Origin of the sequence: Pseudoalteromonas sp. SG45-3, from assembly GCF_014164075.1 — a bacterium.
Taxonomy (GTDB): domain Bacteria; phylum Pseudomonadota; class Gammaproteobacteria; order Enterobacterales; family Alteromonadaceae; genus Pseudoalteromonas; species Pseudoalteromonas distincta.
In genome coordinates this window covers 402,226-425,788 of sequence record NZ_JACJEN010000002.1, presented here as the reverse complement: position 1 = coordinate 425,788, position 23,563 = coordinate 402,226, and the positions used below count along the sequence as shown (strand labels likewise).

At 39.6% G+C, this 23,563-nt stretch carries 22 protein-coding genes and 1 tRNA gene; 10 read left to right on the top strand and 13 right to left on the bottom strand.

Annotation, left to right across the window (positions count from 1 at the left end):
• Positions 1 to 60 precede the first annotated feature (60 nt).
• The 3 genes from H5126_RS04360 (at position 61) to H5126_RS04350 (ending at position 2,881) form a co-directional block, all read left to right on the top strand.
• A complete protein-coding gene (locus tag H5126_RS04360; RefSeq protein WP_182720500.1) occupies positions 61 to 1,200 on the top strand; it encodes an alkene reductase in 1,140 nt (379 codons plus the stop codon).
• Positions 1,201 to 1,445: 245 nt separating this feature from the next.
• Positions 1,446 to 2,210, top strand: a complete 765-nt coding sequence (locus H5126_RS04355) for a DUF6515 family protein (protein ID WP_182711848.1) — start codon at positions 1,446 to 1,448, stop codon at positions 2,208 to 2,210.
• Between the two features lie 170 nt (positions 2,211 to 2,380).
• Positions 2,381 to 2,881 carry an RDD family protein gene (locus H5126_RS04350; protein ID WP_002962012.1) on the top strand — a complete coding sequence of 167 codons (501 nt, stop codon included), beginning with the start codon at positions 2,381 to 2,383 and terminating at the stop codon, positions 2,879 to 2,881.
• A gap of 80 nt (positions 2,882 to 2,961) precedes the next feature.
• On the opposite strand, the gene lptG is transcribed toward H5126_RS04350, so the two are convergent.
• Both lptG and lptF read right to left on the bottom strand, forming a co-directional pair.
• Positions 2,962 to 4,029 carry an LPS export ABC transporter permease LptG gene (gene lptG, locus H5126_RS04345; protein ID WP_182715597.1) on the bottom strand — a complete coding sequence of 356 codons (1,068 nt, stop codon included), beginning with the start codon at positions 4,027 to 4,029 and terminating at the stop codon, positions 2,962 to 2,964.
• Complete coding sequence (gene lptF, locus H5126_RS04340) at positions 4,026 to 5,138, bottom strand: LPS export ABC transporter permease LptF (RefSeq protein WP_182720499.1); 1,113 nt, start codon at positions 5,136 to 5,138, stop codon at positions 4,026 to 4,028. The genes lptG and lptF overlap by 4 nt, the downstream gene beginning before the upstream one ends.
• Positions 5,139 to 5,447: 309 nt before the next feature.
• Here lptF and pepA point away from each other — a divergent pair, with 309 nt between their 5' ends.
• From pepA to H5126_RS04325, 3 genes are all read left to right on the top strand, one after another.
• On the top strand, positions 5,448 to 6,959 hold the full coding sequence (pepA, locus tag H5126_RS04335) for a leucyl aminopeptidase (protein WP_024595639.1): 1,512 nt from the start codon (positions 5,448 to 5,450) through the stop codon (positions 6,957 to 6,959).
• Between the two features lie 149 nt (positions 6,960 to 7,108).
• A complete protein-coding gene (locus H5126_RS04330; RefSeq protein WP_024604879.1) occupies positions 7,109 to 7,555 on the top strand; it encodes a DNA polymerase III subunit chi in 447 nt (148 codons plus the stop codon).
• Between the two features lie 53 nt (positions 7,556 to 7,608).
• Complete coding sequence (locus H5126_RS04325; RefSeq protein WP_182720498.1) at positions 7,609 to 10,464, top strand: valine--tRNA ligase; 2,856 nt, start codon at positions 7,609 to 7,611, stop codon at positions 10,462 to 10,464.
• Positions 10,465 to 10,577: 113 nt separating this feature from the next.
• Here the strand turns inward: H5126_RS04325 and H5126_RS04320 are convergent, their stop codons facing one another.
• Entirely contained in the window at positions 10,578 to 11,846 is a 1,269-nt protein-coding gene (locus H5126_RS04320) for an outer membrane protein transport protein (protein ID WP_154903642.1), read from the bottom strand.
• 283 nt (positions 11,847 to 12,129) lie between these two features.
• Here H5126_RS04320 and H5126_RS21435 point away from each other — a divergent pair, with 283 nt between their 5' ends.
• Entirely contained in the window at positions 12,130 to 12,453 is a 324-nt protein-coding gene (locus H5126_RS21435) for a hypothetical protein (protein WP_154903641.1), read from the top strand.
• Here the strand turns inward: H5126_RS21435 and H5126_RS04315 are convergent.
• On the bottom strand, positions 12,413 to 13,627 hold the full coding sequence (locus H5126_RS04315) for an HD-GYP domain-containing protein (protein ID WP_182721155.1): 1,215 nt from the start codon (positions 13,625 to 13,627) through the stop codon (positions 12,413 to 12,415). The genes H5126_RS21435 and H5126_RS04315 overlap by 41 nt on opposite strands.
• A 336-nt stretch (positions 13,628 to 13,963) precedes the next feature.
• Between H5126_RS04315 and H5126_RS04310 the strand changes: the two genes are divergently transcribed.
• Positions 13,964 to 15,727: a lysophospholipid acyltransferase family protein gene (locus tag H5126_RS04310; RefSeq protein WP_182721154.1), complete on the top strand. Its 1,764-nt coding sequence runs from the start codon at positions 13,964 to 13,966 to the stop codon at positions 15,725 to 15,727.
• A 106-nt stretch (positions 15,728 to 15,833) separates the two neighbouring features.
• Here the strand turns inward: H5126_RS04310 and H5126_RS04305 are convergent, their stop codons facing one another.
• The 3 genes from H5126_RS04305 to H5126_RS04295 form a co-directional block, all read right to left on the bottom strand.
• Positions 15,834 to 16,538, bottom strand: coding sequence for an NRDE family protein (locus H5126_RS04305; protein WP_002963038.1), 705 nt, complete (start codon positions 16,536 to 16,538; stop codon positions 15,834 to 15,836).
• Positions 16,526 to 17,077: a DinB family protein gene (locus H5126_RS04300; RefSeq protein WP_182721153.1), complete on the bottom strand. Its 552-nt coding sequence runs from the start codon at positions 17,075 to 17,077 to the stop codon at positions 16,526 to 16,528. Before H5126_RS04300 ends, H5126_RS04305 begins: the two co-directional genes overlap by 13 nt.
• A gap of 211 nt (positions 17,078 to 17,288) precedes the next feature.
• Positions 17,289 to 17,363, bottom strand: a tRNA-Arg gene (locus H5126_RS04295).
• A 246-nt stretch (positions 17,364 to 17,609) separates the two neighbouring features.
• On the opposite strand from H5126_RS04295, the gene H5126_RS04290 reads away from it, so the two are divergent.
• Positions 17,610 to 17,792, top strand: coding sequence for a hypothetical protein (locus H5126_RS04290; RefSeq protein WP_039490259.1), 183 nt, complete (start codon positions 17,610 to 17,612; stop codon positions 17,790 to 17,792).
• A gap of 3 nt (positions 17,793 to 17,795) precedes the next feature.
• On the opposite strand, the gene H5126_RS04285 is transcribed toward H5126_RS04290, so the two are convergent.
• From H5126_RS04285 to H5126_RS04275, 3 genes are all read right to left on the bottom strand, one after another.
• Positions 17,796 to 18,602 (bottom strand): phosphotransferase, encoded by an 807-nt coding sequence (locus H5126_RS04285; RefSeq protein WP_182721152.1) that lies wholly within the window; start codon positions 18,600 to 18,602, stop codon positions 17,796 to 17,798.
• A gap of 3 nt (positions 18,603 to 18,605) precedes the next feature.
• Entirely contained in the window at positions 18,606 to 19,223 is a 618-nt protein-coding gene (gene pnuC, locus H5126_RS04280; protein WP_002963042.1) for a nicotinamide riboside transporter PnuC, read from the bottom strand.
• Between the two features lie 201 nt (positions 19,224 to 19,424).
• Complete coding sequence (locus H5126_RS04275; RefSeq protein WP_002963043.1) at positions 19,425 to 19,676, bottom strand: hypothetical protein; 252 nt, start codon at positions 19,674 to 19,676, stop codon at positions 19,425 to 19,427.
• 100 nt (positions 19,677 to 19,776) lie between these two features.
• Here H5126_RS04275 and H5126_RS04270 point away from each other — a divergent pair, with 100 nt between their 5' ends.
• Positions 19,777 to 20,016: a DUF2960 domain-containing protein gene (locus tag H5126_RS04270; RefSeq protein ID WP_002963045.1), complete on the top strand. Its 240-nt coding sequence runs from the start codon at positions 19,777 to 19,779 to the stop codon at positions 20,014 to 20,016.
• A gap of 31 nt (positions 20,017 to 20,047) precedes the next feature.
• On the opposite strand, the gene alr is transcribed toward H5126_RS04270, so the two are convergent.
• The 3 genes from alr to H5126_RS04255 all read right to left on the bottom strand — a co-directional run bounded on the left by alr (position 20,048) and on the right by H5126_RS04255 (position 23,557).
• Positions 20,048 to 21,127 carry an alanine racemase gene (gene alr, locus H5126_RS04265; RefSeq protein WP_182721151.1) on the bottom strand — a complete coding sequence of 360 codons (1,080 nt, stop codon included), beginning with the start codon at positions 21,125 to 21,127 and terminating at the stop codon, positions 20,048 to 20,050.
• Positions 21,127 to 22,506 (bottom strand): replicative DNA helicase, encoded by a 1,380-nt coding sequence (gene dnaB, locus H5126_RS04260; RefSeq protein ID WP_002963050.1) that lies wholly within the window; start codon positions 22,504 to 22,506, stop codon positions 21,127 to 21,129. Before dnaB ends, alr begins: the two co-directional genes overlap by 1 nt.
• 112 nt (positions 22,507 to 22,618) lie before the next feature.
• Entirely contained in the window at positions 22,619 to 23,557 is a 939-nt protein-coding gene (locus tag H5126_RS04255) for a DUF4097 family beta strand repeat-containing protein (protein WP_182721150.1), read from the bottom strand.
• Positions 23,558 to 23,563: the final 6 nt, after the last annotated feature.

Genomic DNA, 23,563 nt, shown 5'->3' with positions numbered 1-23,563 from the left:
TGCTGCCAATGTTGCTTAACCACTATTTAAGCCTTTGTTTGCTTTATAAGAGAATTTAAAATGAAATCAGAATTAGTTAATACCGCCCCTTTATTCTCATCAATTGAGCTTGGCCCTTTTACACTTAAAAACCGTATTGTGATGCCACCTCTTACTCGCTCTCGCAGCACTCAGCCTGGCAATATTCCTAATGAATTAATGGCTGAGTATTATGCGCAGCGGGCATCGGCTGGTTTTATGGTTACCGAAGGCACACAAATAGAACCTCGTGGACAAGGCTACGCTTGGACCCCAGGTATTCACTCGCAAGCACAAATTGAAGGCTGGAAAAAAGTAACACACGCGGTACACGCTAAAGGCGGTGTTATTTTTGCTCAGCTTTGGCATGTAGGGCGCGTATCGCACGCCACACTACAACCAAATTCAGGTAAACCGGTTGGTCCTTCAGACATTGCAGCTGACAATGTAAAAGTATTTATTGAAACCGCACCTGGTGAAGGCGCATTGGCTGACCCAAGTGAGCCTCGTGCGCTAACAACAACTGAAGTTGGCGAACTGGTAAACATGTATGCTCAAGCTGCACGCAATGCTCTAGAAGCTGGCTTTGATGGTGTGGAGCTTCATTGTGCTAACGGCTATTTAGTTAATCAGTTTATTTCTGAGCATACTAATAACCGTGACGATCAATACGGTGGAACGCTTAGTAATCGCCTGCGCTTTTTAAAAGAGATAGTTGAAGCGGTAAGTGACGTTGTAGGCGCAAACCGTTTAGGTGTACGCTTTGCTCCTTTATTTGAAAGCACAGATGAAACACGAGTGTATTTAGGGCTTGTTGAATCAAACCCTCATCACACTTATATCCAGGCCGTTAAAGTGCTTGAGCAAGCAGGTATTGCTTACTTATCGATTGCGGAAGCTGATTGGGATAACGCTCCCGATTTACCACAAGAATTTTATAAAGCAGTCCGAGTTGAATTTTCAGGGCGCATTATTTATGCAGGTAAATACACAGTAGAAAAAGCAGTGCGTATTTTAGGTGAAGGTTACGGTGACTTATTTGCATTTGGTCGCCCATTTATAGCTAACCCTGATTTACCAGAGCGTATAGCAAATAATTGGACGTTTAACGAAGCCGATGCAGCCACTATGTATGGCGGTACTGAAGTAGGTTATAGCGATTATCCTTTTTATCAAAAGTAATTAATCTGCAAAGCCAAGGAAGGCTTAATTACTAATTTCGTATCCATTTTTTGTGATACCACTAATCATTTTGGTGTATCAAAATATTCCTAAAATCGTCAAAAACTAGAGATTATGTCAAGAACCGTCAGTAAAATGTAAAAAGCTGTAAGCATAACTCCGTTTGCTGTTGTATGTCAGTTAACATTCAGTTTGAGCCGCTAGTATTGAACCCAGTTATGTAAAAACATAAACGAGGCAATACTATGAAACTTACTTTTTTACTACCTGCCCTGCTCGCCATTGGCGCAGTATCAGGCTCTGCGCTTGGAGCACAAAACGAGCGAGAGAATGATAAAAGCTTTAAACGCGATCACGACAAACGTGTTGAATATAAACGCGATGAACGCCGCCATGAAAAAAAGCAGCGTATTGAGCATAAAAAAGAAAAACGAGAAGACCGTAAGCAAGAAAAACGTAAGCTTGCTAAGTACAAACAGGAAAAGCGTGAACTACACCGCTACAACCAGCGAAAATATAACTACTTAACAAGCCATCACAATTCAGTCACTTACAGAAAAAATCGATTTATAAACCATTTACCACGCAATAGCGCATCAATCAGATTTAATGGTATTTCGTTTACGTTTAACGACGGCCTTTATTACCGTAAAGCTAAAAGAGGCTACCATGTTGTTAAACCACCTAGAGGCCTGCGTATAAATACGCTACCAAGAAATTACAGGCATTTTAAACACCATAATACGACTTACTACACTTATCAAAATGTGTACTACATTGCGGATAATGATGGTTATACGGTTGTTGATGAGCCATCAACTCGCCTTAATCAGGCAGTAAAAGTGGGTAATGTGAATGACTATAGCTTGGGCCAAACTTACGATTCATTACCTCAGACAGCACAGGCCGTAATAATTAACTCACAGCAGTATTTTAAATACGGCGATATTTATTTTTTACCGCAAATAAGTGGTGACGACATAAAATACCTTGCTATTAAGCTAGGTTAAACTCGCTATAAATTAAAAGGCCTTACTTTAAATAGTAGGGTCTTTTTCATTCCCCTCCGTAGGTAGTAATTTACAGCAATAAAATCAATTCTCTCTAAACATTAACATGTCTTAGTATTTGTAAGCTTTTTTGTTAAACTAGCTCGCATATTAATAGTGAGAGTGTATTTATGTCGGGTGAGTTTCCACGTGCTGGTTTTTGGCGCCGTTTTGCGTCGTTGGTCTACGATACGTTAGCCATTATTGCGTTTGCGATGTTAACTGTAGTGCTGTATTTATTTGCAGTACAGGGGCTTATTTCTCTCGATGTAATTAGTTTAAATGGCGCAGAGGATGTATCTGCATTTATTCAAAATTCAAATCTTCTTTCGGGTATTCGTACCGCTCTTTTAATTATTGTTAGCTTAGTATTTTTTGGCTACTTTTGGACTAAAAGCGGGCAAACCATTGGCATGCGTGCATGGCGTTTAAAAGTACAAACTCTTGAAGGTAATTTAATTAGCTGGCCGCAATCAATTATCCGCAGCGTTAGCGCTTTACTCGGTTTAGGTAATTTGGTGGTGTTAGTCGATTTTAAAAACAAAAAAGCACTACAAGACTACATCTCTAAAACAGAAGTTATTGCGCTTACTAAAGAAGAAAACAGACGTATTTATAGTGAGCTTGATTAATACCAGCTTTCCAAAACTGGTAATTAAAAAGCAAAAAGGGTGACTACTGGTCACCCTTTTTAATGCTTTGAATAGGTACTCTATACCCGTTTATTCATCAAATATGTCGCAAAGCCTATAAATATAATACTGGGCAATACCGCACCTATAATGGCAGGTATTTGGTAAACCATAACTACAGGGCCAAATATTTCATTAGTTAAATGAAACACGATCCCCGTTACAACACCCATAATAATACGTGCGCCCATAGTAACGGTACGCAGCGGGCCAAATATAAACGAGAGCGCCACCAGCAGCATTACCGCTACAGATACAGGCTGCATAAGCTTACGCCACAGTGCAAGCTCGTAGGTACTAGTGTCTTGTTCGTTTTGCTCTAAGTAAGTTAAATACGACCAAAGCCCAGTAAATGAAAGTGACTCTGGTTTTACCGAAACAACCCCTAACTTTTCAGCGGTCAATTGCGAAGAATAAAACTCTTCAGGTAATTGCTCTGTTGTGGTTTTTTCGCTAGTAATAATAACCTTATTTACGTCACGAAGTAGCCAGCCATCTTTTCGGCTCAGTGCATCTTTTGCTTTAGTGATTTGGGTAAGCTCTAACGATTTGTCAAAGTGGTACATGTGTACCCCATTGAGCCTGCCGTTTTCGTCAACATCTTCAATATTAATAAAATTGCTGCCGTCTTTAGCCCATACACCTTTTTGTGTGTTAAATACATCGCCGCCATGTATTGCTTGGTTACGCATTTCTTTGGCGTGTAATTGCGCTTCAGGTGCACCCCATTCGCCAAGTGCCATCATGCATACAGCCATAAATATGGCCGTTTTCATCACAGAGCCAATTATTTGTAAGCGCGACATACCAGCCGCTTGCATCACTACCAGCTCACTGTTTGAGGCAAGTGCCCCCAAACCCGTTAAGCCACCAATTAGCGCAGCCATCGGAAAAAACACCACTAAATCGCCAGGTATTGTGTAAAGCGTGTAAAGCATTGCGGTCATTAAATCGTAACTGCCACGCCCTACCGACTTTAGCTGGTCGATAAACTTAATTAAGGTGCTAATACCAACAAGTACCAACAATGCAAAGCCGGTAGTTTGTAAAATACTGCGGCCTAAATACCAATCAAGCGTTTTCATCATGAGCCTAACTCCCGCTTAGTTACAACGGCTTTAAGCCAAGCGCCCAACGGTCGCCCTTTTATAATTAATAATCCACCTATAAACAAGGCACTTAGGTGAATCCACCACAAGCCAATTGAAGGCGGAATTTTGCCATCTTCAACTGCAAATTTAGCGGCATTTAATAAAATAAAATAGCCTAAGTACAAGCTTATAGCAGGTACTAGTTTTGCAAATTTACCTTGACGAGGATTAACCACACTTAGCGGTACTGCCAGTAAGGTAAGTAACGGAATTGATAACGGAATAGCGAGTCGCCACTGCCATTGAGCAATAGATTCTGGAGTATTAATGGCGAGTAATTGATTAGTAGGCACAGCCTCTAATTTACGGCGTTGGTGCTCTATTTCTTGTTCTCGTATTTGTACGCTGTAACCATCAAATTCTGTTAAGTTAAGTGCAGGCGTTGTGCCATCTGTTTCGTAACGTTTACCGTCTGTTAGCACGAGCTGTTGCTCACCATTTACTGCTTCAACCACAACACCTTGCTCTGCATATACTAAGCGCGCTAGGTTGCCTTTTTCGCTATCGGGTAACTGTGCAACAAATACCTTATTGAGCTCTTTGCCACCCTTTTCAATATTATGAATAAACACCACGGCTTTTTCGTTACCGGTTTCTTGGAACCGCCCAGCTCTGAGTGCGGATAGCCCCGCATCAGCTTTGGCTTGTTCTTTTAATTGATACTCTTGCTCGCTTGCCCACGGCGCTATATACATAGTCAGTGCTGCGGCTAATATAGCAAGCCCTACACTTGATATAAGTGTTACGCGCACAACATACCATTCACTTACGCCACAGGCTTTAAGTATGGTCATTTCGCTATCGGCGTAAATACGGCTGTAGGCTAAAATAATGCCTAAAAATATACTCAGCGGAAGTATTAGCGAGGCTAGTTGTGGAAGTTTTAGTGCAATCATCGATAGCACTAATTTAGCAGGAATGCTGCCCTCAGAGGCATCACCTAAAATACCAACTAACTTTTGTGACAAAAATATTGTCATCAAAGTTAAAAATACGGCGACCTGCGATTTTAAAACCTCAGCGGTCAAATAACGGAAAATTAGCAATGCTCGCCCCTGTTAAACATGGAATTTCACTACGATAGTGAGAATTGAATAGTTAAATAGCTATTTTACCCAATTAATACCGGCAAATAGGCTATTATTATAAGCCATCAAAATTAATTATCCTACCTAAGTGCACGATATAATGTTGCATTAGTAGCCCTTAAGCATATAAAGTTCAATTACACAGTAAGAGTCTAACAAAATCAGCTAAAATAAGAATTATCCTTACATAAGTTACGTAGATAAGACTAGAAAATACTTTTTTAGCCCCAACTTAGTAACTTAAACGACTCAAAACCAGGAGTAACAATGGAATTTAACGTAAAAAGTGGTAGCCCAGAAAAACAGCGCAGCGCATGTATTGTGGTTGGCGTTTACGAGCCACGTAGGTTATCCCCCATTGGTGAACAACTCGATAAAATTAGTGATGGTTATATCTCTAATTTACTTCGCCGTGGCGATTTAGAAGGTAAGCCAGGCCAAGTTTTATTATTGCATCATGTACCTAATGTATTAAGCGAGCGCATATTGCTTGTTGGTTGTGGTAAAGAGCGTGAGCTTGATGATAAGCAATATAAACAAATCATTTCTAAAACTATTAATACCTTAAACGAAACGGGCTCTATGGAAGCAGTCTGCTTTTTAACAGAGCAACACGTTAAAGGTCGCGACACCTACTGGAAAGTACGTCAGGCAGTTGAGACAACGCAAGACTGCTTATATACGTTCAACCAACTGAAAAGTAAAAAAGTAGACCCTCGCCGTCCACTGCGTAAAATGGTGTTTAACGTACCAACACGACGCGAACTAACTATTGGCGAAAGCGCTATTGAGCATGGTTTAGCCATTGCAGCAGGTAGTAAGCTATGTAAAGACGTAGCTAATATGCCACCAAATATTTGTAATCCTGTGTACTTAGGTGAACAAGCACAAGAGCTGGCAACTGATTTTGACAACATCACTGTTGATCTTATTGACGAAAAGCAAATGGCAGAACTTGGTATGAATTCTTACCTAGCTGTTGGCCGAGGTAGTGATAACGAATCGATTATGTCGATTATTAACTACAAAGGCGCCGCTGATGACCAAGCCCCTATTGTACTTGTTGGTAAAGGTCTAACGTTTGATTCAGGCGGTATTTCATTAAAACCAGGCGAAGGCATGGACGAAATGAAATACGACATGGGCGGAGCAGCAGGCGTTATTGGCGCAATGCGTGCACTTGCACAAATGCAATTGCCGATTAACGTTATTGGTGTTTTAGCGGGTTGTGAAAACATGCCTGGCTCAAATGCGTATCGTCCAGGTGATATTTTAACAACAATGTCAGGGCAAACAGTTGAAGTATTAAACACCGACGCTGAAGGCCGCTTAGTATTATGTGACGCACTAACATATGTTGAACGCTTTAATCCAGATACGGTTATTGACGTAGCAACGCTAACTGGCGCGTGTATTGTAGCCCTTGGCGCGCATGCTACTGGTTTACTATCAAACCATAACCCACTTGCGCACGATTTATTAAAAGCGTCTGAGCAAAGTGGCGACCGTGCATGGCAGTTACCGTTATGGGATGACTATCAAGATCAACTAGAAAGCCCATTTGCTGACTTTACGAACTTAGGTGGACGCTCTGCGGGTACTATTACTGCGGCATGTTTCTTATCTAAATTTACTAAAAAGTATAATTGGGCACATTTAGATGTTGCCGGTACAGCGTGGCGCAGTGGCGCTAAAAAAGGCGCAACGGGCCGTCCTGTTCCTATGCTTACTCAGTATTTATTAAATCGAGCGGGTGTAAGCGAAGCTACGCACGATTAATAATCTATTTAGCTATTTATAAGGCGCCATTTGGCGCCTTATTTATTTGTGTATTAATTGAAGCAAACCCCGTTATATGGCAAAATCTGCCTCTTAATTTATGTATATCAATTTGGTATACATTCAATGTCATGGGAAACCCCGATACAATGAACATGAACGCTAAATTTTTCGTTCTAAAGCAACAAGATGAGTTAACAGCTAAGGCTGACGATCATTTTGCTTTGGCTGCTCAAATTGCGGCCGATCAGTATCGAAATGGGCAGCGTGTGTTTATTTGTGTTAACGATAACGAAGCAGCCTGTGCCATTGATGAAATAATTTGGGCATTCGATCCAGATAGTTTTGTGCCACATAATTTACAAGGTGAAGGCCCTAAAGGCGGCGCACCTGTAGAAATTGGTATTACGCCACCTGTTGGCAATCGTAAAGTTTTAATTAACTTGGCTACTCAGTTACCGGATTACATTCGTCGGTTTAACCAAGTTTTTGATTTTGTACCCGTAGAACCAGCTGCTAAGCAAGCAGCCCGCGAGCGTTTTAAAAAGCTACGCCAACTCGGTGCCAATCTCACCACGCAAGATATTAATAGCTAGCCAATCAGGCAAACTAACCAACTAATTTAAGTACTTATTTAAGGTTCTGTGTAATGGATAAAACCTACAATCCGCAAGATATTGAACAGTCTCTATATCAAGACTGGGAACAAAAAGGCTACTTTAAGCCATCTGGCCAAGGCGTACCATATTCAATTATGATCCCGCCGCCAAATGTCACTGGTAGCTTACACATGGGCCACGCCTTCCAAGATACAATAATGGATACCCTAACGCGTTTTAAACGTATGCAAGGTAACAACACATTATGGCAAGTAGGTACTGACCACGCAGGTATTGCAACGCAAATGTTGGTTGAGCGTAAACTGCATGCCGAAGAAGGCAAAACACGCCACGATTTAGGCCGCGAAGATTTTATTAATAAAATCTGGGAATGGAAAAAAGAATCTGGCGGTACTATCACTAAGCAGCTTCGTCGCCTTGGCGCATCGGTTGATTGGGATCGTGAACGCTTTACCATGGATGATGGTTTATCTGAAGCTGTTAAAGAAGTGTTTGTACGCCTCCATAAAGAAAACCTAATTTACCGAGGCAAGCGCCTAGTAAACTGGGATCCAAAATTACACACGGCTATTTCTGATCTTGAAGTTGAAAACAAAGACAAGCAAGGCCACATGTGGAACTTACGTTACCCATTAGCTGATGGCGTTACAACACAAGACGGAAAAGACTACATAGTAGTAGCAACAACACGTCCTGAAACCATGTTGGGTGACTCAGGTGTTGCAGTAAATCCTGATGATGAGCGCTACACAGATTTAATCGGTAAAGAGATTTTATTACCCATCGTTAATCGTCGTATTAAAATTGTTGCTGACGAACACGCCGATAAAGATAAAGGCACGGGCTGTGTAAAAATAACCCCAGCGCACGACTTTAACGATAACGAAGTGGGCAAGCGTCATCAAATGCCGATGATCAACATTTTCGATAAAGACGCCGCTATTCTTACCCAAGGTGAGACATACACCTTTGACGGCAAAGAGCTTGAGTTTGATGCGCCAATTCCAGAGCGCTTGCACGGCCTTGATCGCTTTGCTGCTCGTAAAGCAATTGTGGCTGAATTTGAAGAACTAGGCCTACTTGAAAAAATTGAAGACCATGGTTTAACGGTTCCTTACGGCGATCGCTCTGGTGTGGTAATTGAGCCACTACTTACCGACCAATGGTATGTACGTGTTGCCCCACTTGCTGAACCTGCAAAAGACGCTGTTAAAAACGGCGACATTCAATTTGTACCTAAGCAATACGAAAACATGTACTTCTCGTGGATGAACGACGTACAAGATTGGTGTATTTCACGCCAGCTTTGGTGGGGTCACCGTATCCCAGCTTGGTACGACAGTGAAGGCAATGTATTTGTTGGTCGCGACGAAGCCGAAGTTCGCCGTGAAAACAACATTGCAGATAACGTAACACTAAGCCAAGACGAAGACGTACTTGATACGTGGTTCTCGTCAGCACTTTGGACGTTCTCTACACAAGGTTGGCCAGAAAATACCGATGATTTAAAAACCTTCCACCCGTCTGATGTGCTGGTAACTGGTTTTGATATTATTTTCTTCTGGGTTGCGCGTATGATTATGATGACGCTGCACTTTATAAAAGACGAAAATGGCAAACCACAAGTTCCGTTTAAAACCGTGTATGTAACGGGCTTAATACGTGATGACAATGGCGATAAAATGTCTAAGTCAAAAGGTAACGTACTTGACCCACTAGACATGATTGACGGCATTGAACTTGAAGACCTAGTACAAAAACGTACTGGTAACATGATGCAGCCAAAACTTGCCGCTAAAATCGAAAAAGATACGCGTAAAGTATTTGCAGGCGGTATTGAGGCACACGGCACCGACGCCCTTCGCTTTACACTTGCTGCAATGGCATCTACCGGTCGTGATATTAACTGGGACATGAACCGCCTTGAAGGTTACCGTAACTTCTGTAATAAATTATGGAACGCGAGCCGTTACGTATTAATGAATACAGAAGAGCAAGACTGTGGTTTTGCAAACGATGCACAAAAAGAGCTTTCATTAGCTGACCGCTGGATTTTAGGTCAATTTGAGTCAACAGTTAAAACATACACTGAACACCTTGATAACTATCGTTTTGACTTAGCTGCTAACACGCTTTACGAATTCACTTGGAACCAGTTCTGTGATTGGTACTTAGAGCTAACTAAGCCGGTATTGTTTAAAGGTAATGAAGCACAGCAACGTGGTACACGTAATACACTTATTACCGTACTTGAAAGCTTACTGCGTTTAATGCACCCAATGATGCCGTACATCACTGAAACTATTTGGCAACGTGTTGCACCTCTTGCAGGCCTTGAAACAACAAACACCAGCATTATGGTTCAGCCGTTCCCTGTATATAATGAAGCAAGCGTTGATGCTAAAGCGATGGACGACTTAGAGTGGGTTAAACAATTCATTTTAGCTATTCGTAATATTCGTGGTGAAATGGATATTAGCCCAAGTAAACCGCTTAGCGTATTACTTGCTAATGCATCAAGCGACGACGTGCGCCGCATTGAAGAAAACAAATCATTTTTAGCATCACTTGCAAAAATTGAAGAGTTTACAATGCTTGAAAACAAAGACGACGCACCTGCATGTGCAACGTCTTATGTTGGCAACCTTGAGATCATGATCCCAATGGCGGGCTTAATTGATGTAGAAGCCGAGCTTTCACGTATTAATAAGCAACTCGAAAAAGCAGAAAAAGGCCTAGCACAAGTGCAAAACAAACTCGCTAACGAAAAGTTTGTTAATAACGCACCTGAAGCGGTACTTGCTAAAGAAAATGCAAAACTGGCTGAGTTTAGCGATGCTAAAACTAAGCTACTTGAGCAAAAAACTAAAATAGAAAGCTTATAAGCTTTCATAAAATGCCTATTAACACTATTTAATAGGCATTAAAAAAGCCGCTCACTTTAATTAAAGTGAGCGGCTTTTTTGTGCCCTGTGATTAACCACGAGACACTTCTACATTAAAACTTGTAGTTATACTGAGCGCCAAGTAATACCGCGTGGCCTTTAGATTCGAAGCCCCACTGGCTGCCCGAGTCATCAGCTTCTGTGAACGTTTGTGTTTTACCACGGATGATACTTACACCAAGGTCAACGTTAGAGTTTTGATCAATTGTGTAGTTACCGCCAAACGAGAACCAAAAGCGATCGGTATCAGGAATAGAGATTGATAGGTGCGTTTGTGATACTGGAGACTCATCAAATGCAACACCGGCACGAAGTAGTAAATCTTCGTTGTATTGGTAATCAGCACCTACAGAGTATCTGAAAGAGTCATCAAACTGCTCTTGCTTTTCAAACGCAACAAACTTATCACCAGTTGGTAACGTTACTTGTGCTTCTAGTGATTCAAAGCTGCTCCAACCTGTCCATAATACACTGTAATGTAGGCCTAACTTATCATCTAACTGATGTGAGCCAGAAAACTCAGCAATAGCTGGTAGTGTTAGATCAACAGCTCCTGGTAGCTTAGCGCCGCCTGTACCACCAATAGCTGCTGGTAGATCGTTTGAGAAGTCACCATCAAATGTGATGTCTGTTTCGCTACGATAGTTAAAACCAAAACGGCTGTTATCATCTAGCTGGTACATTAAACCAACGTTTAAACCAAAACCAGTATCATCACCTTGAAGGTTTACAGCATCAGCACCAAAATCAATACCGCTTGCATTAGCACCCACTTTACGAATAACAGTTGCATCAGCATAAATAGCGTTTAAACCAATACCAAAGCTGAATTGCTCAGTTACTTTATAAGCAACGCTTGCATTAAGGTTAACAGTAAAGATTTCTGTTTCGCCAGCAATTTGGCCAGCAACGTATTCGTCGTTAAACTCTGTAGATAAACCAAAGTTAGAAAATGCGCCAAAACCAATCGATACTTTATCGTTGTAAGGCATAGTAAAGTAAACAGCAGGTACTACAGCACTTGGTGCAATGCTGTCGTCATCTAATGCACTTGGGTCAATACCGTTATTAGTACTTTCGCCTTCAATACTTACATCTGGAATTACACCAATAGCAGCAACACTTAGTTGTTTATCTTTAAATAAAGTCATTAGTGCTGGGTTACGTGCAACTACAGACGCATCGTCTGCGATAGAAGCTTCACCAGCGTATGCACGGCCTAAACCCGATGCATTTTGCTCTGATAATTGAAACGCAGCTGCAAAGCTATCAGCTGAAACAAATGCAAGCGAAGCTGCAATAAGAGTTTTAGAAAATTTCATTGTTGAGTCCTTAACCAAACTGACTGTCTGGGTACTATGTGTGTTGTTATTAGGATTTGAAACTTTGCTACACTACCTTAATTTTTTGTAAAAAACTCTATGAATGCGTCAAAAAACAGCAAAAAACATGTTATTTAACGACATTTTAACAACTATTTAAAACTCATCGGATGAGAAATGTGTTATTAGAGCTAAAGCTCTAATTGTAATTAATTATCATTTAGATTGACTTGAAATATATAGCAAATTACACTCACTATAAAATCGCAAAGGAAGTAAAACTGTGATCATTTTATTTATTATTACAGGGCTAATATTTTGTGGGGCGAGTGTATTTTGCTTTTACAAAGCAAACTACTGCGCATGCACTCAAGCAGGACAATGCGATAACCCCGTAAACCATTATTGGTTAGGGGCAATGTTAAATGCGTTGATTTCTTTAGCGCTTTGTTGTTTTGCATTGCATGTAGAGTTAGGTACTTTGCTATGGTTAACACTGATGGGGAGTTGTTTTTTGGGTGCGTTTATTTCTGCAAAACAAACTAAAAAAAGGCAATGCAGTAAAACTAGTTCAACAAATGCTCTTTTAGCAGGCGAGACAAATTAATCTGATAATCAAGAGGCTTAACACTCGCTAGTATTTTAAGCTCTTGGGTGTGCTCACTTAAATCTATGTCTTTAGGTGTAACATGATGATTATGCTTAGCATTATAAAATAGCTTAATTTTAGGTTTAATAGGATTTAATACGTTCCCTTCAAGCACTAAGGCTAAACGTTCATTCGTTAATTTTACAATAGTTCCTACCGGATGGACCCCCAAGCACTTTATAAAGCGCTGAACTAACTCACCATCAAACAAGTGCTTATTGGCTAATAAGTAGCGTAATGCATTAATAGGCTCATCACCCTCTTGGTGCATTCTATCGGCTGTCATAGCATCGTACACATCTACAATTGCCATTATACGCGCCGGGCGACTTAACTTTTCAGCCTGCAGGCCTCGCGGATAACCAGAGCCATCTAAACGCTCATGATGATTTACTATCATATCGAGCATAAGGGGAGTTATACCCTTCTCACCTTTAACTAAACCTAAACCTTGGGCAACATGCTTTTTAATTGCTGCTAGCTCGTTATTACTTAGTTTAGTTGGCTTGGAAAATATACCCTGCGGTAATTTAGCTTGGCCCAAGTCATGAAGTAACGCCCCCATTGCAAGCTCTTGTACAACAGCTTTTCCATACCCTAAGTATTTAGCAAATACAGCAGTAAAAATGGCGCAGTTGATCATATGCCGCCAGTTATAGCTATGTTTGTCTTTTATACGAGTAAGAATAGTCATAGCGTTAGCATTACGAAAAACTGAGCTGACTATCTCGCTGGCAATTTCATCAAGCACTTTTATATTAACACTCAGGCCAGATGTTAAATCGCCATATAATGATTGTAACTTTCGGCCATGCTGATCGTAATTTACAGTAGCTTTAGCAAACTCCTGTTCGATAGAAATAGCTATAGATGTTTTTTCTACTTTTTTTTGGCTATTAGATGTTTTAGGTGCGCTTTGGGGCTTATATTTGGCAGGAACTGGCGCATCACCTTTAGTAAAATCTATAAGCAGCTCGAGCACCCCTTCAGACACTAAACGCTTAATAATAGATTTGTCGCGCACCAAGCCACTGGTCTTAATTTTTATGCTATTGATCCCCTCGTGTTGCTTAGTAACGCTATCAACGTACATACCAGGGGTGAGCTCAGACACGGGCAAAGTAATTAGCATAAAGGTGAGATTTTTTACATTTAAAGTAGATGTACCTTAAATAGCATTAATTAAGCTTAAAAGTCTAGTTTTTGAGTTATAAGTAGTGATATATAACTACAAAGGATTACTTGCTGTATCACTCTTATTAGCTGTAGTGGGTAACCTTATTTTATGGATAATTAAAACCCTCTTCTATTTTCTTAATAACCTACAACCATTTAGCACTTAAAAGACTATTTGAGTATTATTTTTACGCTTTTAAACAAACTTAATTAACCTAATTTGAACATAATGTGGTTTTTCCTCGGTCTAAATATACACAACAGCTATAAAAATTTAAGAGCATCAACGTATATGACAAAATTAAACCACCCCGTATCAAACTTAAGTGTAGCGGCAATAAACACCGTTTCTCCTTTGAGTCATATACTAAAAATAGCCGCTCCGCTGCTCGATAGCCTATTGGGCATCAATAAGCTGCGTGATATATACCTCTCTAATAATTTATCGGGTTTAGATAAACAAGAGTTTAGTGAAAAGCTGTTAAATGTATTAGGTATAAATGTGCTTGGTGCACAAGGTGTTATTGACAAAATACCAAAGCATGGCCCTTGCATAGTGGTATGTAATCATCCTTATGGCATGATTGAGGGCGTAATAATTGCAAATTTACTCACCCATTATCGTAGCGATACAAAAGTAATGGCTAACGTGGGTTTAAAAATATTTAAAGAAATTAAAGACTATTTTATTTTTGCTAACCCACTAAAACCAAAAGCAGCCATTAATACCAGCGCAATAAAACAGTGTTTTAGTCATGTTAAAAATGATGGCTTACTTGTGGTTTTTCCTGCGGGAAGAGTGTCATTTTTTCAATCAGAAAAACAGCGTGTAACTGACGGGCAATGGAATCGCTTAGCCGCTCAACTAGCTTTAAAAACACAAGCTCCTTTATTGCCTGTATTTATTAGCGGTCAGAATAGCTCAACCTTTTATAACTTGGGGCGTGTTTACTACCGATTTAGATTATTAATGCTAATACGCGAATTACTTAAAATTCAAAAAAGCTCTATTAGCTTAAGCGCTGGTAATTTACTTACACCCAAATTATTAAATAAGTTTGAAAAAACTGACGACATAAACGCACTTGCGCGCTTGCAATGTTACTTAAACGATGAGCGCTTTGTAACGCCTTGGCAAGAGGATAACCAATCAACACAGCTCAAAGCCATTATGCAGGAAGTTGATAAAACAAAAATGAAAAATGAGCTTGCTAACTTGCCAAGCGAGCAGCACTTAGTCGACTTTAAAGGTTACTCAGTTTATTACGGCTACCAAGAGCAAATACCTAATTGCGTTACTGAAATAACACGCCTCAGAGAAATAACTTTTCGCACATTAAACGAAGGAAGTGGCGAGCCATGCGACACAGATAAGTTTGATGCGACTTACATGCATTTGTTTATTTTTGATCATAAAAATGAAGAAATTATTGGTGCTTATAGAATTGGACAAACCGATTTATTACAAAAAAATAGCGACGTGAGCGCTCTTTATTTATCGCAAATGTTTAACTTTGAACCTTCTTTTATTAATCAGCAACAGCCGTGCTTAGAAATGGGTCGATCGTTTATAGTTCAAAAACATCAGGGCAGTTACCATGGTTTATTACTGCTATTTAAAGGGATTGGTGCGTTTATGGCGCAAAATCCACGCTATAGGACTTTATATGGCACTGTTTCATTAAGTAAACTTTATGACCCTCGTTCTGTTGCAATTATTGACCATGCAATGGTTAATAATAAACAAGGTGTTAGCGCCAATACGCCTTTTAATAATAAGCTCCACCCAGAGTTTGAAGACTTTATTAATGACCACACGTTAAACATAGGCCATGTATCAGCATTGGTTATGGGAATAGAAGAAGATAAAAAAGACATACCGATTTTATTAAAGCAATACCATAAGCTAGGCGCTCAATTTCATTGCATGGGCATTGATAGCAACTTTAATCACACGCCAGGATTACTTTTAAGTGTGCACCTACCAAGTGCGCCTGAAAAGCTACTTAAGCTCTACCTTGGTGATAAAAAGGATGATTATATAAATCACTCATAATTTTTACCTGCTGTATTAATATAGCAGGTAAAAATTGAGCAAAAAAAGTCGACGCTATTAATTGCGTCGACTTTTTTAGTTATGTAACAGCTATAAAAATATTTAGTTAAGCAGCAGCCACTTTTAAACAACCAATGCTACTAATGAGCTGAGACTGCTTATCAAAATAATTAAAACGTATAGTGTTACCAACTTTAATATGGCTAATACTGACCGTCATTGCATCTTCCCTTAGCATATTTACGCCATATTGCCCTTGTTCGGCTTTACTGTAATGAAACGCTAAAAACTGCTCACTTTCAGGATGTCTTAAATCAATAAGTTGCTTAAATTGTTGTTTACGTTTTTGTGTCACCGTTTCAAGCTCAACACCTGATGACGTAGCAAGTGGTTCAACTTGGCAGTGGATCAACTGCTTTGCATCCCACCTAACAAAAACCACGTTATTGTTATTTATCGATAGTCCATCCGGAAAAATACATAACTTAAAAGGCGCGTAGCCCGATAAATCCATGTTTTGTAATTGGTACAATGCAGGGGCTTTATTGCTCAGTAAATGAGGGATTAACAAACCTCTACTATGCTTTACCGCAGTTATATCAAATACACTTTGGTAATCGTTTAATAATGCGAGTGTTTGCCCAAAATGCGATACCCCAAGCCAAGTACCTCCTCCTTGCGGATCAATGGGGAAAATTGCATTGCCCTGGTGCTTACTTGGAGCGATTGCCGTTTCTCGTGTTTTTTGCTCATCGCGATTAAAAAATAGCTCGTAGCCATCATCAGTTAAAAAGTAGCTTAACGTGCACATTTTAATTTTGCATCGATTTTGGTTGTGCTGGCTGGCTGGCTATTTGCTCTTAAAAAAGTAGCTGTACTTGGTGCTAAACCAAAGCTTTGATCGAGCTGTGACTTTTGAGCAAAAGAAATTTGTGAAATCATCGCGTAATGGTGCACAGCGTGACTGCCTACAAAAATAAGCTCTCGCGCAAGTGATGTGGTTACTGTTTGTACATTTTTGCTTTTAATTGAAACTTCGCTTGAAAGTGATAACGGTTTATTAAAATCATCTGGACTTAGCTGTTCAATCCACGTTGTTATTTCGGCAATTTTTTTTATTGCAGCAGTTGGAGAGTTTTCAATATCTCCTCCTCTTAAGCGGCAATCATAATCTACTTTTTGCGTGCTAAAGCCGGTCATTAAAGATTGATAATGATCGATAATATGTCGCATATGAGCTCCAGCCGAGCTAATAAAGTTAGGAGTGATGACTTGGGAATAGTCCTCTTTAGTTACACCTTCAAGATAAGCGTGTCCTTGAGCTAGTATCTCTAATTGACTATTTAACATTAAATCGGTCTTCCTCATTTATCACTAAAACTTATATGCAAATAATTACAACATGATTTTTGGATGCTAATTTTGCATTGTATAAATAACTAGAAAGCTGTTTTTAAAATTAACTTTCAAAGTTTTTGCAGTAAATGCATTTTTAAATACAAGAGTAATTAATAAGAAGCTAGGTAATATAGAGAGGATAATTAATACATATAAAAGCAAATGGCGCTCTCGGTAGGGATCGAACCTACAACTCAGCCTCCGGAGGGCCACGTGATATCCATTTCACCACGAGAGCACATTTGTTGCCGCCACACCAACTCGCGATATCAGTGCTTTAGCACCCGCAATGATAAAGAGATCTTTAAATAAATACCAGTAAGATCAGCTTATATGCTTATTAATTAAACTCTTTTAAATAAAACACTTCACAAAGGCTTAAAAACACGCTATTTATTCTTATTAGATAAGAAACAGTAACGGTTTAGTAACATTAAAATTATGATTGTCGCTGTGAGGATTAGTTTAATACGAGGAAATAATAATGAGTTTAATGTCTACTGAGCAAGTCGCTGAATTTTTAGGTGTAAAAGTAGAGCGTGTAAAACGTCTCTCTAGAGAAAGTTTATTAATTGCTAAATCTGAAGACGAGAATGGCGAACCACAATTTGATGCGGCCGAAGTAACAAAGTACAAAGAGCTCGCTGAACGCTTTGGTGGTTTGTAACTTTTATAAAAAAGTATTAGTAACAAGTTTATTTAGCTGCGCACGTAACATTATAGATTTACTAGTTATGTTGCGCTCCTCATACCAAGCAATACATAACACCAAAAAAAACAGTTTATAGTAATTTAGCTTATCTATTGATGGGTAAAACGTGCTTGTTTTATCAACGCTATTTTTATAGTTGTTTAGCAGCGCTTTTTTACTTTGCTCATTAAGATTAAAGCTCACTGCAAGGGCTGCCAAATCAAAATATACATCGTTAGTTTGCGCGTACTCAAAATCAATTAAATACATGCCCGAAGCATTTACAATAATGTTATCTTTTACCAAGTCATTATGACAAAAGCCTTCATCAAATTGCATGGCTGCAACTACTTTGAGTGCCTGTTCTATTTGAGGTTTATATTGCGTATATACGCCGGTGCTTTGATAAAAATGCAGCTCTTTAGCTATATCCATTGGCGCGGTAGACGCTTTGTAATTATGTACTTGGGCAAGTTTATTAATAAAGCTAAGCGTTATATCCGATTGCGCTGTATTACCTTCAATATAATTAAATACCGCACGGCTATTCTTTTTATCGAGCCAAACAGGCGCAGGACATATATTAAGCTCACTTAAAAAACGCTGTGCTTCAAGTCCTATGGCTGGCCAATGGCTTTTATAACACTTTAATAAATACCCTTGTTGTTTGGTACGTATTAAAAAATTATCGTTACTAAAACCATTTAGTAGTCGCTCGCTTGAAGTAACGCTAGTAGGCTCTATAAACGCCCTACACATTTTTACTAGTTGATTATGCTCAATCATTAATTAAAGCTGAGCTAGCGGCTTAGCTTGGCTTTGTTCGTACTCTTCGTACCAAGTTTTAAAGCCCCACGCGGCCATAATGGTATAAAATATAAAGAGCGCAAGCGTTGGGTAATAGCCTTTTTCATAATATAAATACATGGAAGCTGCATCTATTACAATCCAGTACAGCCAGTTTTCGAGGACTTTTTTAGCAACTAAGTAAGTAGTTACTACGGCAAAACACGTTGTGAAACTATCAAGATAAGCAAAATCGGCATGCGTATAGTTTTGCATAACGTAACCAATTGTAATTGCAGCTACGGTTGTTAAACTAATTAAAACAGCATGACGGTTTATCGACCACGATGTAATATTTAAATTTTCAGCTTTGCCTTTTCTCCATACAACCCATCCAAACACAGCCATATACATATAATAAAAATTAAGTAACGACTCCATGAGCAATGCGCCATTCCAGTACATAATTGTATAAATGAGCGTGCTAAAAAATGCCGCCGGCCAACACCATAAGCTTTCCTTTATTGCCAATAATAAGTACGCCATCGACAATCCTACCGCAATGTATTCCCAATGCGACATTGCTGTAAAACCGCTTAAGGTTTGTGTTAAAAAGTCCATATTATGCAATCACCGTTTAGTTGCGCCATTTGTTATACCAATCTGCTTATATACGGGGTCTATTTAACGTTAAGAAAATCACGCTAAAACTAGGCAAAAATTTTTGTATCTAGTTGTTCTAAATAAAAAATTTTTAACGACGTTATAGTGCAATTTAATTCGTTAAATTGATCAAAGATTTATGCAGATTGGTATTATAGATTATTCAGGCGATAAGTCGCCAGAGAGAAACTTACATACAAAAATAGCTTTACCAAATTCTTCATATGAGCGCTTAATTTCGGTATTTAACACCTGCATTACTAAATCATAATCACCAAAAATTTGCGTTGATAGCGTATTAGTAATCACTTTTAAATTTTCGTATTCGTTTAAGCGGTCAATAAAGCCTTTAATAAACGGAATGTAATCTTGGTGAAGTGGATATTTACTGATCTCTACTGATAATTTCATTTTAAACTCTACTTTTTAATTATTTGATTTAAACAAATCATTCAATGCCAGTTCAATACAGTGTAAAATTATACTAACACTCAATTTAACTGAGCTTATTATGGCACGCAGAATAACGTATACATTTAAAAACCAACCGCGCGAAATTAACTTCGCAAAAGATAAATACCACGACATGTATCAAGCTATTGCTGCTGCCGAGGGTATTGATTTAACAAATTACTTAAATATGGTACGCCAAATAGAAATGACCTCAAAAGGGTCTGCTTCTGTTCGTAACTTTCGCGACCAAGAATTTGCCCGTATGGGCTTTAGCGACATTTACTTTATAAAAGAGTAATTATACCCAATTGGTATACGCTAAAAACTAACTATGGCTGATACTCATAACTTACGCGTGGTGTAATATTACATAATAGCTCGTAAGGAATAGTATCAGCGCACAGTGCTATTTCTTCAACTGGTAGCTCAGGGCCCCACATAGTGACTCTGTCGCCAACTTTAATATTATGCTCATTAGCGCCTATATCAACGCTGATCATGTCCATAGCTACGCTACCTACAATACCATAACGCTGCTCACCAATTATTACCGGTGTCCCCTCTTTAGCATGCCGAGGATAACCATCGCCATAACCCATAGCTACAACAGCTAACTTGGTTGGTTTATCGCTTTTCCAACGACCACCATACCCAACAGCCTCATTAGCAGGCACATCTCGCACTGCAATTACGCGCGTAGTTAAGCGCATAACTGGTTTTAATTTGTGTTGCTCCCCAATACTATTTGCCATTGGCGATACACCATATAACATAAGCCCAGGACGCACCCAATCGCCATGACCGCTCGGCCAGGCAATAATACCAGCCGAATTTGATAAACAATGCGCTTGGTCAATACCATTCACTAAATTATCAAACAACCTAATTTGCTGAACCGTTTTAGCATTATCAACGTCATCAGCACACGAAAAGTGGGTCATTAAATTAACGGTATTTTTAGCGTTAGGTGTTTTTTGCAAGCGGCTATAAAAGGCTTCAAACTGCTCTGGCGCAATACCTAATCGATGCATACCTGTATTTACTTTTAACCAGCATGTTATTGGTGCATCTAGCTTTGCTTTTTCAAGCGCCGCTAATTGGTACTCATCGTGAATAATAGTTTGAAAATTGTTGGCGAGCAGAATCGGTAAGTCGGCTTTGTTAAAAAAGCCTTCTAGTAAAACAATTGGTTTTGTTAAGCCCCCAGCTCGAAGGGCAAGCCCTTCATCTATACGTGCCACAGCAAATGCGTCAGCATTATTTAAATGCTGCGCAATCGTTACTAATCCATGCCCGTAAGCATTTGCTTTTAGCACCGCCATCACTTTGCTGTTAGGTGCAAAGCCCTTAACTTGCGCTAAATTATGCGCAAGTGCCGTTAAGTTAATTTCAGCAGTCGCTAAGCGCATTAGTAATCGTCATCTACCGCTGGTCCCGCGTAATTATCAAAGCGAGAAAATTGACCTTGGAATGTTAAACGCACTTTACCAATTGGGCCGTTACGTTGTTTACCTATGATAATCTCAGCAATACCTTTATCAGTACTGTCTTCGTTGTAAACTTCGTCACGGTAAATAAACATGATTAAATCGGCATCCTGCTCTATCGACCCTGACTCACGTAAATCTGAGTTAATTGGGCGTTTATCGGCACGTTGCTCTAGCGTACGGTTTAGCTGCGAAAGCGCAACAACCGGACATTTTAGCTCTTTTGCTAGTGATTTAAGTGAACGCGAAATTTCAGCAATTTCAAGCGTTCGGTTATCAGCAAGGCTAGGTACGCGCATTAGCTGCAAGTAATCGACCATGATCATACTAATGCCGCCGTGGTCACGCGCAATACGACGTGCACGAGAGCGAACATCGGTAGGTGTTAAGCCCGAGGCATCATCAACATACATTTTGCCTTTTTCCATCAACAAGCCCATTGTTGATGAAAGTCGCGCCCAATCGTCATCATCTAACTGACCTGTACGTACCTTAGTTTGGTTAATACGGCCAAGAGACGCTAACATCCTCATCATAATTTGTTCTGAAGGCATCTCTAGCGAATAAATTAGCACGGGTTTGTCTTGAGTCATTGCGGCATGTTCTGCAAGATTCATCGCAAAGGTGGTTTTACCCATTGAAGGACGCGCTGCAACAATAATTAAGTCAGACGGTTGCAGGCCCGTCGTCATTTTATCAAGATCGGCATAACCTGTACTTACACCCGTTACACCATCTTGTGGCGATTGATAAAGCTCTTCTATTTTATCAACGGTTTTTTCGAGTATGTTATGAATACTTTGCGGGCCTTCCGTACTTTTTGTACGTTGCTCGGCAATTTTAAATACTTTGCTTTCGGCAAAATCGAGTAGGTCGTGACTAGTACGCCCTTCGGTATTAAAACCCGCTTCGGCTATTTCATTTGCCACGCCAATCATTTCACGTACAACAGCACGCTCACGTACAATGTTTGCGTAGGCATCAATGTTGGCTGCACTTGGCGTATTTTTAGCAATTTCGGCTAAGTAAGCAAAACCCCCAATACCTGCAAGTTTATTATTTTTTTCTAAACTTTCAGAAATAGTGATTAAATCTATCGGATCGCCAATCTCAGCAAGTGCCGTCATCGCCTCAAAAATTAACTTGTGCGTGCGGGTATAAAAATCCTGTGATACAACAAGCTCAGCTACGCGGTCAAAAGCTTGGTTATCAAGCATTAAGCCACCTAAAACAGATTGTTCAGCTTCTATTGAATGGGGAGGAACTTTAAGAGTATCGACTTGCTTATCTGGTTTGGCCATAACTTCACAGTAGTAAAATTGAATGGCTCTATTCTATCGACTTGCAGGGGCTGTGCAAATAGAAAAGCAGGAAATCTTTCCTGCTTTTTGTAATCGTGATGGGGAATGAGTGTTATTTGGTACGAAGCTCTATTCGTCCACTAATGGTATCCATTTCGACATTTGCATTACCGCCATTAATACTAAACTCTAAATCACTGGCTGGGCCATATTTAGCTTTACTGACTTTGTCACTACTGACTTTGTTAATGATTTTACCATTAGCATGGGCTTTAATTTCAAACTTTGCTGATACACTTTGTGGGAAATAAAAGTCGGCATCACCACTTACTGATTCAAAACGTACATCACCGCCTTTTAAAAGCTCGTTAATCTGTACTTCTGCTTCGCCATTGACCGTATTAATACGTAGGTTTTTAATAGTCGATAGCGTAAATTCTATATCGCCATTTACGTTTTCAAGGCGTACATCATTAGCGCTTGAAGTTGATTTAATATCACCATTAACAGCGCTAAAACGCAACTCACCACTTGATTGCCTATCGTTAATTTCACCATTTACGGTTTCAAACTGAATATTCCCGTTTAAGTTCTCAGCGTTCATATCACCATTTACAGTGGTGAGCTTAATGTTGCCAGTAATATCATCTACCGTAATTTCGCCGTTAACCACATCAACTTCTGCGCCGTTTTTAAGCGCCTTTGCAGTCACCGATACATTAACGCCAGCAAACGCTAAACTACTGCTTTTAGGCATAAATATAGTTAGGTTTGAGCCGTCACCACTATTACCCCAATTTGATTTACGGGGCATTTTTACAATAAACTGTGTTTTATCACCACTTGTTTTAAGCTCATAACCCTGTGCTTTATCATCAAGCTCGCCAGATACTTTAAATTCGTTTTTATCCCAGCCTGTAATATGTATATCACCGCGTTGGTTTTCAATAAAAATAGTGCCGCCACTTGGTACGTCTATTTGCTTATCTATTTTTTCACCCGCAAATGCCGCCAGTGGAAATAAGCTCAGTCCTAATAAAATCGCTTTCATATCGTA

What these genes read in the sequence shown, in the direction of transcription:
- H5126_RS04310 (WP_182721154.1), top strand. Translation starts at nt 13,964, where the DNA reads ATGACAAAATTAAACCACCCCGTATCAAACTTAAGTGTAGCGGCAATA.
- H5126_RS04360 (WP_182720500.1), top strand. Translation starts at nt 61, where the DNA reads ATGAAATCAGAATTAGTTAATACCGCCCCTTTATTCTCATCAATTGAG.
- alr (WP_182721151.1), bottom strand. Translation starts at nt 21,127, where the DNA reads ATGCGCTTAGCGACTGCTGAAATTAACTTAACGGCACTTGCGCATAAT.
- H5126_RS04300 (WP_182721153.1), bottom strand. Translation starts at nt 17,077, where the DNA reads ATGTTAAATAGTCAATTAGAGATACTAGCTCAAGGACACGCTTATCTT.
- H5126_RS04255 (WP_182721150.1), bottom strand. Translation starts at nt 23,557, where the DNA reads ATGAAAGCGATTTTATTAGGACTGAGCTTATTTCCACTGGCGGCATTT.
- pnuC (WP_002963042.1), bottom strand. Translation starts at nt 19,223, where the DNA reads ATGGACTTTTTAACACAAACCTTAAGCGGTTTTACAGCAATGTCGCAT.
- H5126_RS04290 (WP_039490259.1), top strand. Translation starts at nt 17,610, where the DNA reads ATGAGTTTAATGTCTACTGAGCAAGTCGCTGAATTTTTAGGTGTAAAA.
- H5126_RS04330 (WP_024604879.1), top strand. Translation starts at nt 7,109, where the DNA reads ATGAACATGAACGCTAAATTTTTCGTTCTAAAGCAACAAGATGAGTTA.
- H5126_RS04270 (WP_002963045.1), top strand. Translation starts at nt 19,777, where the DNA reads ATGGCACGCAGAATAACGTATACATTTAAAAACCAACCGCGCGAAATT.
- H5126_RS04350 (WP_002962012.1), top strand. Translation starts at nt 2,381, where the DNA reads ATGTCGGGTGAGTTTCCACGTGCTGGTTTTTGGCGCCGTTTTGCGTCG.
- H5126_RS04320 (WP_154903642.1), bottom strand. Translation starts at nt 11,846, where the DNA reads ATGAAATTTTCTAAAACTCTTATTGCAGCTTCGCTTGCATTTGTTTCA.
- H5126_RS04285 (WP_182721152.1), bottom strand. Translation starts at nt 18,602, where the DNA reads ATGATTGAGCATAATCAACTAGTAAAAATGTGTAGGGCGTTTATAGAG.
- H5126_RS04315 (WP_182721155.1), bottom strand. Translation starts at nt 13,627, where the DNA reads ATGCTAATTACTTTGCCCGTGTCTGAGCTCACCCCTGGTATGTACGTT.
- pepA (WP_024595639.1), top strand. Translation starts at nt 5,448, where the DNA reads ATGGAATTTAACGTAAAAAGTGGTAGCCCAGAAAAACAGCGCAGCGCA.
- lptG (WP_182715597.1), bottom strand. Translation starts at nt 4,029, where the DNA reads ATGATGAAAACGCTTGATTGGTATTTAGGCCGCAGTATTTTACAAACT.
- H5126_RS04275 (WP_002963043.1), bottom strand. Translation starts at nt 19,676, where the DNA reads ATGAAATTATCAGTAGAGATCAGTAAATATCCACTTCACCAAGATTAC.
- H5126_RS04325 (WP_182720498.1), top strand. Translation starts at nt 7,609, where the DNA reads ATGGATAAAACCTACAATCCGCAAGATATTGAACAGTCTCTATATCAA.
- H5126_RS04305 (WP_002963038.1), bottom strand. Translation starts at nt 16,538, where the DNA reads ATGTGCACGTTAAGCTACTTTTTAACTGATGATGGCTACGAGCTATTT.
- H5126_RS04355 (WP_182711848.1), top strand. Translation starts at nt 1,446, where the DNA reads ATGAAACTTACTTTTTTACTACCTGCCCTGCTCGCCATTGGCGCAGTA.
- dnaB (WP_002963050.1), bottom strand. Translation starts at nt 22,506, where the DNA reads ATGGCCAAACCAGATAAGCAAGTCGATACTCTTAAAGTTCCTCCCCAT.